The following is a 13888-nucleotide window of genomic DNA, read 5'->3' on the forward strand; positions in this document are numbered from 1 at the left end:
TTCGGGCCGAGGTCTCGATATGTCGACGACATTATTGTCTATCGATCACTTTCCGGCTCCTGCCTTACTCGTTTCAGAATCGGGCGTAATAACTGAATGTAATTTAATGGCGGCCGAACTGCTGAAGACACCTCGGGGTGAAGTTGAAGGCAAACCGCTCGATAGCTTTCTTGTGGATGTATGGTTTGGCCGACAAAATTCGACAGCCGGTCATGCTTTGCTCGGTGGAACCCCACCGGAAACGTTGCTCAAGCAGACCAGCAAAACGAGGGACGGCCGGGATGTCATCGTGTCCATCTTTCCCGGACCTTCCGAGGGGCGCACATCGGCTGCTTTTTGCATTGCGCTCAGCCAAGGGGAGGCGCCGGGATCATCCTCGCAGAATTTCCGCGATATTGTGGATGCCTCGGCCAGCGCCATCATCATGTGTGATGCAAAGGGGACGATCAGGTTTGCCAGCCGCGCGGTAGGTGGGCTGTTTGGGTACGATTTGGACAGCCTGATTGGGATGTGCGTGGACCAGCTGGTGCCTGGTAAGCTCAAGAGGCACCACAAGGATTACCGGATCGAATTTAGCAAGGCGATGAAACCCCGCGCCATGGGCCGCAAGAGCAAGGTTACTGCGGTTCACAAGGAAGGGCATGAAATCCCGATTGAAATCGTGCTGACGCCTGTCAACGAGGCGGATGCCGAGATCATGTGCACCATCGTCGATTTGACCGAGCACGTGGCGACAAGATCGGAAATTTCTCAGAAAGCAAAAGAGCTTGAGCAGCTTAACGCCGAACTTTCGGCCTTTGCCAACAGTGCCAGTCATGATCTCAAGGCGCCGCTTTGTTCAATCGAGGGCTTGCTGAGCCTTTGTCTGGAGGATTTCGAAGCTGGCGACGCCGAAGAGTTGAAGAAGAACCTAGAAGAGGCGCTGCTGATCAGCCGTTCAAATGCCAGCAAGGTGGAGAAAATCATCGAACTTGCGCAGGCAGGACAGGCCAAGTTGCACAAGGAAAGGTTTTCACTTCGCGCAGATATCGTCGAAATCTGGCGCAGTTTGCGGTGCGTTGGATCTGCGGGCGCGGTACTGGAATTTGACCTGCGCCACGGCGATATCGTCCATCTCGAGCGCGCCGCGCTGAACATGATACTCGCCAACCTTTTGTCGAATGCCCTGCGCTATGGCGACCCGGAGAAACCATCTCACGTGATCAGGATTTCAAGTCGGCGGGAAAACAACCAGTTGCAGATGGTTGTGGGCGACAACGGGCGCGGTATTTCCGGGGGCAATCTGCAGCGCGTCTTTACCTATTTCTCAAGGTTCGATGAGCTAAGCAATGAGGGTGTCGGCCTTGCGCTGGTGCGCAAACAGATCGAACGGCTGGGCGGCGCGATTTCGGTTCACAGCGTCGAAGGGCAGGGCACTGAATTCAGCTTTCTAATTCCACTGGAAGAAAGAGAGGAATGATGAAGATACCGGTGATGGTCATCGATGATGAAACCGTCGACAGGTACACAGCAAAGCGCCGGCTCGACAAGCACGGCGGTTTCGAAGAGGTTGTCGAAGTGTGCTCCGGTGACCAGTTTCTCGAAAGCTATTGCACTGAAAAAAATGGTTTACAGCCTCACCGGCCGCTATTGATTCTGATCGACATCAACATGCCCGGCCGCAACGGGTTTGAAACCATCGCCGAACTCGAAAATCGACAAAAGCTTGGTATAGCCCCGCAGGCCGTGGTCGTGATGATGTTCACGTCATCTGGCAATCCCAAGGACAAGGCGGCTGCCGCCTCTTTTTCACTGGTGAGAGGGTACATCGAAAAGCCGCTGGATGCGGCGGGCGCAGAAGAACTCTACCAGATATACCGGGCTGCTTTTCCGAATATCGTTGATGAAACCGCCTGACTAAAGACCGCCAATATCTCGGATTGATTGGACAATCGCATCGAGCCCTTCATGTTTCCGCAGAGAGGCGAAAAAGAACGGCCGCTCTTTGCGCATCTTGATGCTGTCCCGTTCCATTACTTCGAGCGACGCGCCAACATGGGGGGCCAGATCGGTTTTGTTGATGACCAGAATGTCGGACTTGGTGATTGCGGGGCCCCCTTTGCGCGGGATCTCTTCACCTGCGGCTACGTCGATCACATAGATGGTCAAATCGGCCAGCTCCGGCGAAAAGGTCGCCGACAGGTTGTCGCCACCGGATTCGATCAGTATGACATCTAGATCCGGATGTCTTTCACGCATCCGGGCAATCGCGGCGAGGTTGATGGACGCGTCTTCGCGGATAGCCGTATGCGGACAGCCGCCGGTTTCCACTCCCATGATTCGGTCCAAAGGCAGTACCTGAAGCCGCATCAAGGCTTCGGCATCTTCCTGTGTGTAGATATCGTTCGTGATGACCGCGACGGAAAAAACATCGCGCATCGCGGCGCAAAGGGCGGCGGTCAGTGTGGTCTTTCCGGCACCGACCGGGCCGCCGATACCGATGCGCAGGGGGCCGTGATTTGAACTCATGAGCGGAACATCCTCGAATATTGGTCTTCGTGCGTCATCGACGCGATATCGCCAATGAAACTGCTTGAGCCGATAGCTTCAAGCGATTCATCAATGTAGGTCGAGCCCAGCTGATCGCAGAGCGGGGCGAGAGAGCGAACGATGCTTTGCCCCTCGGTCTGGCCTAGCGGCACGATCCGGATTGCCGCGGAAACGAGCGAGCTGGTCAGCGCGTGAAGATACATGCAGGCTGTTTCACGCAGCGGCATGCCGCAGGTTCGGGCTGACGCACCGATGGCCACCGGATAGCATAGGGGTGGCAGATCGCTGCCCCAGACTTCGTTGATCGTACGAATAAAGGCTTCGCCCTGCACCTCGGTTTCGAGGAGACGTTCCTTGGACGGCGACAGGGCCCGGGCGAGCGCATCGACTTCCTTGATCTCCTCCGTTGAGGACGCACGGAAAGACGCGGCCATCAGGATCACATCATTGCGTCCCGCGCCGTAATTCAGCACCGAGTTCAGCCAGGCCTCGACATCCTCTGCGGAACGGATTTCATCCGTTTCAACAAGGGATTCCAGCCCGTGGCTAAAGCTGAAAGCACCGATGGGGAAAGCTGGCGAAAACCATTGCGCCAGCGTCAGCATCACGTCCGGTGTGTCAGTGCTCATGCGAGTGTGTGCGACCGTGGCCATAAGCGCCGCCTTCGGGCGTAAACGGCTCGACCACCTCGCGGAGCGTGGCACCCAGAAGGGTCAGCATATCCTGCATCACATGGTCGCGCTGGATCAGCAGGCGGTCTGTTTCGATCTGGCAGGGAGTGTGGCGGTTGCCAACGTGCCAAGCGAGCCGGACGAGATCGTCGCCCGACACTTCGAGCAGTTCTTCGGCGGCGGCCTGCACTTCGATAAGCGACCCGTCATTCAGTTCGAGCGCGTCGCCGTGATCGAGCGACTCCGTGTGTTCGAGGTCGACCAGAAAGCGTTTTCCGGCGCTGGTTTCCAGCACTTTGCGCCGCAGGAAACGGTCATCATAGCTAAGGGTGCAGGTGTCGCCGGCCGTGTTCCACGCGCCGTGGCGGTGCAGGATTTGGGCGGTAGGCAGATCGCTCATGATGTTATGTCCCCGATTGGCGCAGATCCGGGCAATCCCCGTTCTTCCACGCGGCACTGCACGCTTTGTCACGGGTGCATGTAGCGGACGAAAGTTCGGGAAACGCTTGAGGAATCATGCCATTAGAGAATGGCGAGCGCAAGTATCAGGGGGTTGGCAAACCACGGTAATCCGCCGGTTTGCACGCGGAAAACGTCAGAGGTGGCGTGTGCCTGTGGTTTTGCTGCACGGCCCAAGGGGCCGCGCGGCAATTGCAACAATGCGCGCGATCAGAGGTGCATCAGGTCTCGGAAAACATACATTGGGATGTCTTCGCGACGCAGGCCCAGCTTGGCCAGCTCGGCATCGGATTTCATGTTCAGGCGCTTGACCTGATCGGACCGCGAGGCGCGCTCGATATAAAGGTTGAATGCATCGCGCAGGCTGCCGGTGAAAGTGCCAAGGGCGGAACGGAGACCAGCGCCGCGGATTTCGGATTTCGTTTCAAAAGCTGTGACTGCCATCGGGAACCTCATTCAAATTTGTGTCAGCATATCGTCCTTGATAGGTAAGATATGCTGACCCAGGCCTGATGACCAATGCAATTGCAGCATTTTTGTTATGCACCTGCAGCAATGCTGCATAGGGCGCTGTTTTAGAACATAAAATACCGCTGCGCCATGGGCAGAACCTCGGCCGGCTCGCAGGTCAGAAGCTCTCCGTCGGCGCGAACTTCGTAGGTTTCGGGGTTCACTTCGATTTTGGGCGTGGCGTTGTTCAGCAGCAGATCGGCCTTGCCGATATCGCGCGTATTCTGCACCGCAATCGTCTGTTTCGCGAGCCCGAGCTTGTCGCGCAGACCATCGGCTTGCGCCGCCTCGGAGACGAATGTCACCGCCGAATGTTCCAGCGACCGGCCAAAGGCGCCGAACATCGGGCGCGTGTAGACCGGCTGCGGAGTCGGGATCGAGGCGTTGGGGTCGCCCATCTGGGCGCAGACAATGGTGCCGCTCATCAAGACCATTTCCGGTTTCACGCCGAAAAAGGCCGGGTTCCACAACACGAGATCGGCGCGCTTGCCTTCCTCGATCGACCCGATCTCTTTCGAGATGCCATGGGCGATGGCCGGGTTGATCGTATACTTGGCGATATAACGGCGAACGCGGAAGTTGTCGTTGTCGCCCTTTTCCTCGGGCAGGCGGCCACGCTGTTTCTTCATTTTGTCGGCGGTCTGCCACGTACGGATCAGCACTTCGCCAACGCGGCCCATCGCCTGACTATCCGAGGCGATGATCGAAAAGGCACCCATGTCATGCAGGATGTCTTCGGCGGCAATGGTTTCGCGCCGGATGCGGGATTCGGCGAATGCTACGTCTTCGGGGATCGACTTGTCGAGATGGTGGCAGACCATCAACATGTCGAGATGTTCTTCCAGCGTGTTAACCGTAAAGGGACGCGTCGGGTTCGTCGACGACGGCAGAACATGCGCCTCGCCACAGATCTTGATGATGTCCGGCGCGTGACCGCCGCCCGCGCCCTCGGTGTGAAAGGCGTGGATCGTGCGGCCTTTCATGGCTTTGACGGTGTGTTCGACAAAACCGGATTCGTTCAGCGTATCGGTGTGGATCATCACCTGCACGTCCATCGCATCGGCAACGCCAAGGCAGCAATCGATGGCTGCAGGGGTGGTGCCCCAGTCTTCGTGCAGTTTCAGCGCGCAGGCCCCGCCCTTGATCTGTTCTTCCAGCGCGGCGGGCAGCGAGGCATTGCCCTTTCCCGCAAAGGCGAGGTTCATCGGGAACGCATCTGCGGCCTGCAACATGCGCGCCATGTGCCAGGGGCCGGGCGTGACGGTCGTGGCCAGCGTACCATGCGCCGGGCCGGTGCCGCCGCCAAGCATCGTGGTCAGGCCGGAATGCAGCGCGTCCTCAATCTGCTGTGGGCAGATAAAGTGGATATGGCTGTCGAAACCGCCCGCGGTCAGGATGCGGCCTTCGCCTGCGATGATCTCGGTACCGGGGCCGATGATGATGTCGACACCGGGCTGGGTGTCCGGGTTGCCCGCCTTGCCGATCTTGTGGATGCGCCCGTCTTTCAAGCCCACGTCGGCCTTGTAGATACCGGTATGATCCACGATCAGGGCGTTGGTGATGACCGTATCGACGGCGCCCTCGGCTCGGGTCATCTGGCTTTGGCCCATACCGTCGCGGATCACCTTGCCGCCGCCGAACTTGACCTCTTCGCCGTAGATCGGCGCGTTGCGGCTGCCAAGGCCCTGGGCCGCGCGTTCGGCGGTCAGGTCGTTTTCGACCTCGATTATTAGGTCGGTATCGGCAAGGCGCAGGCGGTCCCCGGTTGTGGGGCCGAACATGGCGGCATAATCAGCGCGGTCGATCTTTGCGGGCATCGGGCGGTCCTTTCAGCGGCGCGGGGCGGGTCGGCGGGTCATGCCCCGCTTGGCCAGTCGGCGGGAATTTGAACGGGTCTTGCGGCGCAGCCGGGTTACGGCGACGTCGACGATCTGGTCGGGACGTTTCCCGGCAAGGGCCGCGCGTTGGGCGGCTGCAATGGAGCCCATGAAGGCAAGCGGTTTCTCGGCCACCATGCGCTTGTTCTCGGACGGGGTGACCGACCACATGCCGGCCATGCCGAGCATCCGCATCGACATCACGGACATGGTTTCGATCCAGAGCATATTCATGTTCATCCACTGCCCGATCATATCTGCAGGCGTTGCGAACTGGTTACCCTTGCGTGCCATGTCAGAGGTCTCCCATCACGGCCTGGTTGAAACCGAAAACCCGTCGGTTGCCGGTTAGTGGGATCAGCGTGACATCGCGGCGCTGACCGGGTTCGAAACGCACGGCCGTTCCGGCGGCAATATCGAGCCGCATGCCGCGCGCCTTGTCCCGGTCAAAGTCGAGCGCGGGGTTGGTTTCGGCGAAATGGTAATGCGAACCGACCTGAACCGGGCGGTCACCGGTATTGGCCACCTGAAGCGTGATCGGCTCGCGCCCTTCGTTCAGGGTGATTTCGCCGGGCGCGGGGAACAACTCGCCCGGGATCATTTTCTGGGACCGCCGGTGTAGAAATAGGCGCCGACGGCAGCGGCGACGACGAAGAGCGCCGCGACGATGGCGAGCCAGCTTTCGCCGCCATGCGGGTGCAGGTGCGCGTGATCGCCCTGATGCGCAAGGGCAGGGTGGGCGGCAAGGCTTGTCAGGGCGATTGCGAGGTAGGTGGGAGCCTGCTTGATCATGTGAAAGACCTTTTCTGCGGAATTCTAGCGGATGGGATTATGGACGGTGACCAGCTTGGTACCGTCGGGAAAGGTGGCTTCGACCTGTACGTCATGGATCATCTCGGGGATGCCCTCCATACATTGATCGCGGGTGATGACGCGGGCCCCGGCTTCCATCATCTCGGCGACCGAGCGCCCGTCGCGGGCACCTTCGACAACCGCATCGGTAATCAGGGCAATTGCCTCGGGATGGTTCAGCTTGACGCCGCGCGCCAGTCGCTTGCGGGCAACTTCGGCGGCAAGGGCGACCAGCAGCTTGTCTTTTTCTCTGGGGGTCAATTGCATGTCAAATCGTCCATGTTCTTGGAATCGGGGCATCTTGCAGGCGTTCAATAACCGGCACAAGACTTTGGCGCAGCAGGTAGCCGTCGGGGGCCAGCAGGCGCGCAAATAGAACGCCGGGGCGGATCAGGCTGACACCGCCGCGCTCGGGCATGAGCTGTTTCAGCGGTGCGAGAAAGCTCTCGGCGTCGTCCGCGACGTAGACAACGCTGGCGAATGCGCGGGCGCCGCCGGCGATAAAGCGTTCGTCGAGATGTCCTGCGACATCCCCGTTCAGCCGCGTGGCATCGGCGAAGACAAGTTCACCGTCGCGCCGGATTTCATAGCGGTCGCTGAAATGCGCGGTCCGAACTTCTTCGCGGCTGGCGCGCCGTCCCGCTAATACGGGTTCGACGAGCAAAAGCCGCCCGTTGCCAGTGATCTCGGCGCTGAGGCGACGCTCGAACGCGCAGTGGTCGAACAGGATCGTTTCCTGCGGCAGCCAGTCGATCCGGGCGCCGTCTGCAACCGAAAGGCGCGTCGACATGCGGCCGACCTCGCCGGGCTGGGCACGGTAGATTCGTTCCGCTGCCTGCGTCGTCATGGTCAGGCGGCTGTTCTCGCCCGCACTGATGGTGGCGTCAAAGCGATCGCCACCGGTGATTCCGCCGGCCGTATTCAGGGAAACCGCTGTCAGGGCAGGGCCGCTGACCCGCGGCAAGAGCGCCTTGGACGCGCCGGATTGATACAGATCGTCGAGCACGGAACGCCCGCCGCGCGCCTTTGAGGATATCCTTAGCCTGCCAAGCGCACGGGGCTGGCGCGGCATGGTTTCCTGCGGAAAAAGAGCGCTGGGAATATTGATGGCGACCTCCGAAACCAGCCCTGATCGGCCATCAAATGGATGCCGTTCTATAGCAGTGAATACACGTCAGAATCGCGGCTTGGGTCAAGATTGCGACGGTGCGCGCTTAATCGTTGTGCGTTTACCAAGGCGGCGCCTAAAAAGTAATCGACACAGCCCGGTCTCGTGCGGGCCGGGCCGCAAATCTGTTGATGGCAGAGCCGTTCACATTCTTGCTGTACCGGCCCGACATCGCGAAAACGCAGAATAAAAAGAACGGGTGTGTGACGATCCGCTGAATGGGACTTCGACAGGATCGCCACACGGATGCAACGATAGTGTTGCGGGGGATTAGCTAGCATTGCGCGCCGACAAGGCAAGCGCAGGGCTGCCGGTTGTCCGCACGGAGGACTTCTATGAAATTTGTAAAAACCGCACTGGCGAGCTCTGTCGCCTTCGGACTGTGCGCGCTGCCTGCATTTGCACAGGACTGCCCGATCAAGATCGGCGTTCTGCACTCGCTGTCCGGGACCATGGCGATCTCGGAGACCACGCTGAAAGACACCATGCTGATGCTGGTCGAAAAGCAGAACGAAAAAGGCGGTCTGCTCGGCTGCGAACTCGAAGCTGTTGTCGTGGACCCGGCCTCTGACTGGCCGCTCTTTGCCGAAAAAGCGCGCGAACTGCTGAGCGTCGAAAAAGTCGACGTGATCTTTGGCGCATGGACCTCGGTCAGCCGCAAATCGGTTCTGCCGGTCATCGAGGAACTGAACGGTCTGATGTTCTACCCCGTCCAGTACGAGGGCGAGGAATCCTCCAAGAACGTCTTTTATACCGGCGCCGCGCCCAACCAGCAGGCCATTCCGGCCACCGATTACTTTCTCGAAGAGCTTGGCGTCGAGAAATTCGCCCTGCTCGGCACCGACTATGTCTATCCGCGTACCACGAACAACATCCTTGAAAGCTACCTCAAGGAAAAGGGCATCGCCGAGGAAGATATCTTCGTGAACTACACGCCCTTCGGTCATTCCGACTGGTCCAAGATCGTCTCTGACGTTGTCGCGCTGGGCGCCGACGGCAAGAAAGTCGGCGTAATCTCGACCATCAACGGCGACGCCAACATCGGTTTCTACAAGGAACTGGCGGCGGCAGGTGTTTCGGCGGATGACATCCCGGTCGTGGCCTTCTCGGTCGGCGAAGAAGAGCTGTCGGGCCTCGACACCACCAACCTCGTCGGTCACCTCGCGGCATGGAACTACTTCCAGTCCGCCGATACCGATGTCAACGCCGAGTTCATCGAGGAATGGAAAGCCTTCGCCGGTGAAGAGCGCGTGACGAACGACCCGATGGAAGCGCATGTGATCGGCTTCAACATGTACGTGAAAGCCGTCGAAGCGGCAGGCACGACCGACGTCGACGCAGTCCGTGAGGCAATGTATGGCATCGAAGTGCCCAACCTGACCGGCGGCACCGCCACCATGCTGCCGAACCACCACCTGACCAAACCGGTATTGATCGGCGAAATTCAGGAAGACGGTCAGTTCGACATCATCAGCCAGACCGAAGAGGTCCCCGGCGATGCATGGACGGATTATCTGCCTGAATCTGCGGTTCTGATCTCGGATTGGAAGGAACTTGGCTGCGGTATGTACAACACCGAAACCAAGAGCTGCGTTCAGATCCAGTCCAACTACTGAACCTGATCTCCCTGCACATACCGGCGAGAGGGGGCTTTCCCCTCTCGTCCACCCAAGGGGTACAGAATACCGATGTGGCGCATTCTCGCGGCTCTGACCGCATTCCTCCTGCTTGCGACCTCGCCCGAGGCGCAGGAAACGCCCGTACAGGACCTGCTGGCGCAAAACCGTGACCTGATTTCGGAAAGCTCGCGCCGGACAATCGGCCCCGCTATCGACGCGATTGCTGAAAGCGGATTGCCCGAAGCGCAGGTGGTGCTTCAGAAATGGCAGAACCGGGAGATGTGGCTGCGCGAAAGCGACGGCAAGTTCTTCTGGGCCGAAGAGATCGACCGCGATACATTGCGGATCTTCGACTTCGACACGGGCGATGACCTTGGCGAAGTGCCCGATGACGATTTCGACCAGATCAAACCCAATAGCGGTATCCGCGCATTGATCGGTGTCGCGCTGGTCCGCTTTCAACTGACCGATCCCAATCCCGCGCGGCGCTGGGATGCGCTTCAGGCCATCGAACGCGATGCCGAGGCCGCGCTTCTCGAGCCGCTGCGCGCCTCCATCCCCGATGAACCCGATCCGGCGATCCGCGCCAAGAAGGAACGGCTCGAACGGCTGCTGACGATCAGCTACGACGCAAATGAGTCCGCCCGGCTCGAAGCGATCGGTGACGTGTCCGGCGATATCTCTCTCGACGTGCGCGGTACGCTGAACCCGCTGCTGCAGACCCGCCGCAAGGTGGTCGAAGGCGAAATTCCCGATACTGATAACGTTGCCCGCCAACTGACACCCGGAACTGACGCCCTGCCGCGCGCCGAAGCCTATGCCATGCTGGTCGATGCAGGCATGGCCCCGGCGCGCGTCTCCGACGCGGATCTCATGAACGCCCTGACGGCGAATATTGACGGGGCACTCGTGGGCGGCGTGCCGGTCGCACAGCTGAACACGATCGAGGCCCGCGAGCGTGCCTATCGTGCCCTGATGGCCGAAGACCTCGTGCCGCCCTTCGTCAGCCAAGGGGAAATCGACACGGCCCTTTCCGCGCATACATTCTACGACGCCTATATCGAGCCGTCGACGGCGGTCACCGATGCCGCCGAAGATGCGATGTCCGCGATCACCCGCAATGTCGGCGCGTCCCAGGCCATCGACCTGACACTCGACGCGCTGTCACTGGCATCGATCTTCTTCCTCGCGGCCATCGGTCTGGCGATCACCTTCGGCGTCATGGGGGTGATCAACATGGCCCATGGCGAATTCATCATGATGGGCGCCTATACCGGCTACGTGGTCCAACAGGTGATCCCCAATTACACGGTCTCCATCCTCGTGGCCCTGCCACTGGCCTTCGCGGTGACCTTCGCCGCCGGGGTTGCAATGGAGCGCCTCGTGATCCGCTGGCTCTATGACCGTCCGCTGGAGACGCTGCTCGCCACCTTCGGCATCTCCATCGCGCTGCAACAGATCGCCAAGAACATCTTTGGCACGCAGGCCCGGCCTCTGACCTCGCCGGAATGGCTCGATGGCGCGCTGGTGATCAACGACGTGATCGGCATCAGCTACATCCGTATCGCGATCTTCGTGCTGGCGCTGATCTTCCTCTGCATCTTCCTGTTCATCATGAAGAAAACCCGCCTTGGCCTCGAAACCCGGGCCGTCACGCAGAACCCGCGCATGGCCGCTTCCATGGGCATCAATCCCGACAAGGTCAATATGCTCACCTTCGGGCTTGGCTCGGGTATCGCCGGGATCGCCGGGGTCGCCATCGGCCTCTTCGCCAAGGTCACCTCCGAACTTGGACAGGACTACATCGTCCAGTCCTTCATGACCGTGGTGGTCGGCGGCGTCGGCAATATCTGGGGCACGCTCGCCGGGGCCACGATGATCGGCTTTTTCCAGAAAGGCGTCGAATGGCTGAACCCGTCGAACACGCTGGCGGCCCAGACCTACATGATCGTCTTCATCATCATCTTCATCCAGTTCCGCCCCCGGGGCATCATCGCCCTCAAGGGCCGCGCGGCAGGAGACTGACAGCCATGGCATCGCTCATCCCCTGCTTTCCTCTTGCCTCAAATACTCCGGGGGGAGGCCATAGGCCGGGGGGCAGCGCCCCCCTTGCTCGCCCCGAACAGGAGCCCATCGCATGAGACAAAGCTTCTTCGCCCGCAACCCGTCGGTGGTGATCTTCCTCTGCTGCCTTGCGGCCTTCACCCTGGTGGTCAGCCTGCTCTCCGAAGGCGCGGGCACCGGTTTCATCTCGACAAGTTTCATTAAGACGCTGGGCAAGACACTCTGTCTCTGCCTGATCGCCGTGGCGATGGATCTGGTCTGGGGTTACACCGGCATCCTCAGCCTCGGCCATTTCGCCTTTTTCGGGCTGGGCGGCTACATGATCGGCATGTGGCTCATGTACGAGCGTACCCGGGATATCGTCGTCTCCTCAATGGCCAATGCCCAGATTCCGCCGACGGAACAAGAGGTCATGGATGCAATTGGCAGCCAGATTTTCGGTGTCGTTGGCTCGTCCGAGTTTCCGCTGGTCTGGGCCTTTGCCGACAGTCTCGTGCTGCAGCTGGCCATGGTGGTGCTGATCCCGGGCCTGCTCGCGCTGGTCTTCGGCTGGCTCGCTTTCCGGTCGCGCGTCACCGGCGTCTACCTCTCGATCCTGACGCAGGCGATGACGCTGGCCCTCTCGCTCTACCTGTTCCAGAACGACTCTGGCCTGCGTGGCAATAACGGTCTTTCCGGGCTTCAGAACCTGCCGGGAGTCGAAGCCAGCCAGGCGGTGGTCTCCATCTGGTTCCTCTGGGCCTCGGCAGTGGCACTGGGGCTTGGCTACATGCTGGCTGCATGGGTGGTCTCGGGCAAGTTCGGCTCGGTGATCCGCGGCATCCGCGATGACGAGGCGCGGGTCCGTTTCCTTGGCTATTCGGTCGAGGGCTACAAGCTCTTTATCTTCGTGCTCAGCGCCATCATCGCCGGGATCGCAGGGGCGCTCTATTACCCGCAGGCGGGCATTATCAACCCGGCCGAAGTTGCCCCGATCGCCTCGATCTACCTTGCGGTCTGGGTCGCCATCGGCGGGCGCGGGCGGCTCTACGGGGCCGTGATCGGGGCGGCCTTCGTCAGCCTTGTTTCCACGTGGTTCACGGGCGGGCAGGTCCCATCACTCGATATCGGGTTTTACCGGATCGACTGGGTAGAGTGGTGGCAGGTGATCCTTGGCCTTTCCTTCGTGATCGTGACCCTGTTCGCCCCGAAAGGGATCGGCGGCTTGTTCGATTTGATCACCGACCGGGTAAGACCCGACCGGCACGGTGCGGATTACGGCCCTGACAAGGGATCGTTTCAGGAAGCGGAGGGCCGGGAATGAGAACGCTTCTCGAAGTCTCGGGCGTCTCCGTCACCTTTGACGGGTTTCGCGCGATCAATAACCTGTCCTTCCAGATCGGCCCGGCCGAGATGCGCGCGATCATCGGGCCGAACGGCGCGGGGAAGACGACCTTCATGGATATCGTCACCGGCAAGACCCGCCCCGACGAGGGCCGTGTTATCTGGGGTGATAAATCCGTTTCGCTTATCCGCATGTCCGAGGCCCAGATCGCCCGGGCCGGGATTGGTCGCAAGTTCCAGCGCCCCACGGTGTTCGAGGATCAGAACGTATTCGACAATCTCTTGCTCGCGCTCAAGAAAAACCGGAATCCTTTCTCCGTGCTGACCTATCGGCGCAGCGAGGAAGACGCCAGTAAGGTCCGCGCACTGGCCGAGGAAATCGGCCTTGCAGATCAGCTTTCGCGCAAATCCGGAGAGCTGAGCCACGGTCAGAAGCAATGGCTCGAAATCGGGATGTTGCTGGCGCAGGACCCGCAGCTTTTGCTGGTCGACGAACCCGCCGCCGGTATGACCGTCGAAGAGCGCGAACATACCACGGCGATCCTTGTCGAGGCGGCCAAGACCCGTGCGGTCGTGGTGGTCGAACATGACATGGAGTTCGTTCGGCGGCTGAACTGCAAGGTCACGGTGCTGCACGAGGGCTCGGTTCTGGCCGAAGGAAGCCTTGATCACGTGACCGCCAACAAGGACGTCATCGACGTCTATCTGGGGCGCTGAGCGATGGGCGGCTTGAGACAGACGATACCGGCGCTGCCCTTGCCCGTGCGAGATGAACCGGCAGGGCGGAACGACAGAAACACAGCAGGGAATGGCTGA

At 60.2% G+C, this 13888-nt stretch carries 16 protein-coding genes; 6 read left to right on the forward strand and 10 right to left on the reverse strand.

All coding sequences use genetic code 11. The annotated features are described in order from the left end of the window. Window positions 1–19: 19 nt before the first annotated feature. Together ACU0FH_RS19890 and ACU0FH_RS19895 are read left to right on the forward strand one after the other, a co-directional pair. Complete coding sequence (locus tag ACU0FH_RS19890) at window positions 20–1459, forward strand: PAS domain-containing sensor histidine kinase (RefSeq protein WP_446196467.1); 1440 nt, start codon at window positions 20–22, stop codon at window positions 1457–1459. After that, a complete protein-coding gene (locus tag ACU0FH_RS19895; protein WP_446196468.1) occupies window positions 1456–1896 on the forward strand; it encodes a response regulator in 441 nt (146 codons plus the stop codon). The genes ACU0FH_RS19890 and ACU0FH_RS19895 overlap by 4 nt, the downstream gene beginning before the upstream one ends. On the opposite strand, the gene ureG is transcribed toward ACU0FH_RS19895, so the two are convergent. The 10 genes from ureG to ACU0FH_RS19945 form a co-directional block, all read right to left on the reverse strand. Beyond that, complete coding sequence (gene ureG, locus ACU0FH_RS19900) at window positions 1897–2508, reverse strand: urease accessory protein UreG (RefSeq protein ID WP_446196469.1); 612 nt, start codon at window positions 2506–2508, stop codon at window positions 1897–1899. It lies immediately after the preceding gene. Continuing rightward, window positions 2505–3158, reverse strand: coding sequence for an urease accessory protein UreF (locus ACU0FH_RS19905; RefSeq protein ID WP_446196470.1), 654 nt, complete (start codon window positions 3156–3158; stop codon window positions 2505–2507). Before ACU0FH_RS19905 ends, ureG begins: the two co-directional genes overlap by 4 nt. Then, window positions 3148–3600 (reverse strand): urease accessory protein UreE, encoded by a 453-nt coding sequence (ureE, locus tag ACU0FH_RS19910; RefSeq protein ID WP_446196471.1) that lies wholly within the window; start codon window positions 3598–3600, stop codon window positions 3148–3150. The genes ACU0FH_RS19905 and ureE overlap by 11 nt, the downstream gene beginning before the upstream one ends. 269 nt (window positions 3601–3869) lie before the next feature. After that, the gene (locus ACU0FH_RS19915; RefSeq protein WP_446196472.1) at window positions 3870–4103 is read right to left on the reverse strand and encodes a hypothetical protein; all 234 of its coding nucleotides are present in this window, start codon (window positions 4101–4103) and stop codon (window positions 3870–3872) included. 131 nt (window positions 4104–4234) lie between these two features. Then, window positions 4235–5986, reverse strand: a complete 1752-nt coding sequence (ureC, locus tag ACU0FH_RS19920) for an urease subunit alpha (RefSeq protein ID WP_446196473.1) — start codon at window positions 5984–5986, stop codon at window positions 4235–4237. 12 nt (window positions 5987–5998) lie between these two features. Next, window positions 5999–6340, reverse strand: a complete 342-nt coding sequence (locus tag ACU0FH_RS19925) for an antifreeze protein (RefSeq protein ID WP_446196474.1) — start codon at window positions 6338–6340, stop codon at window positions 5999–6001. Between the two features lies 1 nt (window position 6341). Then, entirely contained in the window at window positions 6342–6647 is a 306-nt protein-coding gene (locus tag ACU0FH_RS19930; protein ID WP_238369918.1) for an urease subunit beta, read from the reverse strand. Next, the gene (locus ACU0FH_RS19935) at window positions 6644–6838 is read right to left on the reverse strand and encodes a hypothetical protein (protein ID WP_446196475.1); all 195 of its coding nucleotides are present in this window, start codon (window positions 6836–6838) and stop codon (window positions 6644–6646) included. Before ACU0FH_RS19935 ends, ACU0FH_RS19930 begins: the two co-directional genes overlap by 4 nt. 24 nt (window positions 6839–6862) lie before the next feature. Further along, window positions 6863–7165 (reverse strand): urease subunit gamma, encoded by a 303-nt coding sequence (locus ACU0FH_RS19940; RefSeq protein WP_088633650.1) that lies wholly within the window; start codon window positions 7163–7165, stop codon window positions 6863–6865. Between the two features lies 1 nt (window position 7166). Beyond that, window positions 7167–7970 carry an urease accessory protein UreD gene (locus ACU0FH_RS19945; RefSeq protein WP_446196476.1) on the reverse strand — a complete coding sequence of 268 codons (804 nt, stop codon included), beginning with the start codon at window positions 7968–7970 and terminating at the stop codon, window positions 7167–7169. 431 nt (window positions 7971–8401) lie between these two features. Between ACU0FH_RS19945 and urtA the strand changes: the two genes are divergently transcribed. The 4 genes from urtA to urtD all read left to right on the forward strand — a co-directional run bounded on the left by urtA (window position 8402) and on the right by urtD (window position 13789). Continuing rightward, window positions 8402–9682 (forward strand): urea ABC transporter substrate-binding protein, encoded by a 1281-nt coding sequence (gene urtA / locus ACU0FH_RS19950; RefSeq protein ID WP_446196477.1) that lies wholly within the window; start codon window positions 8402–8404, stop codon window positions 9680–9682. A gap of 72 nt (window positions 9683–9754) precedes the next feature. Further along, the gene (urtB, locus tag ACU0FH_RS19955) at window positions 9755–11710 is read left to right on the forward strand and encodes an urea ABC transporter permease subunit UrtB (RefSeq protein ID WP_446196478.1); all 1956 of its coding nucleotides are present in this window, start codon (window positions 9755–9757) and stop codon (window positions 11708–11710) included. Between the two features lie 112 nt (window positions 11711–11822). Beyond that, window positions 11823–13052 carry an urea ABC transporter permease subunit UrtC gene (urtC, locus tag ACU0FH_RS19960; protein ID WP_446196479.1) on the forward strand — a complete coding sequence of 410 codons (1230 nt, stop codon included), beginning with the start codon at window positions 11823–11825 and terminating at the stop codon, window positions 13050–13052. Beyond that, complete coding sequence (gene urtD / locus ACU0FH_RS19965) at window positions 13049–13789, forward strand: urea ABC transporter ATP-binding protein UrtD (protein WP_446196480.1); 741 nt, start codon at window positions 13049–13051, stop codon at window positions 13787–13789. The genes urtC and urtD overlap by 4 nt, the downstream gene beginning before the upstream one ends. Window positions 13790–13888 lie beyond the last annotated feature (99 nt).

The sequence above is a fragment of the Heliomarina sp. genome, from assembly GCF_052826185.1.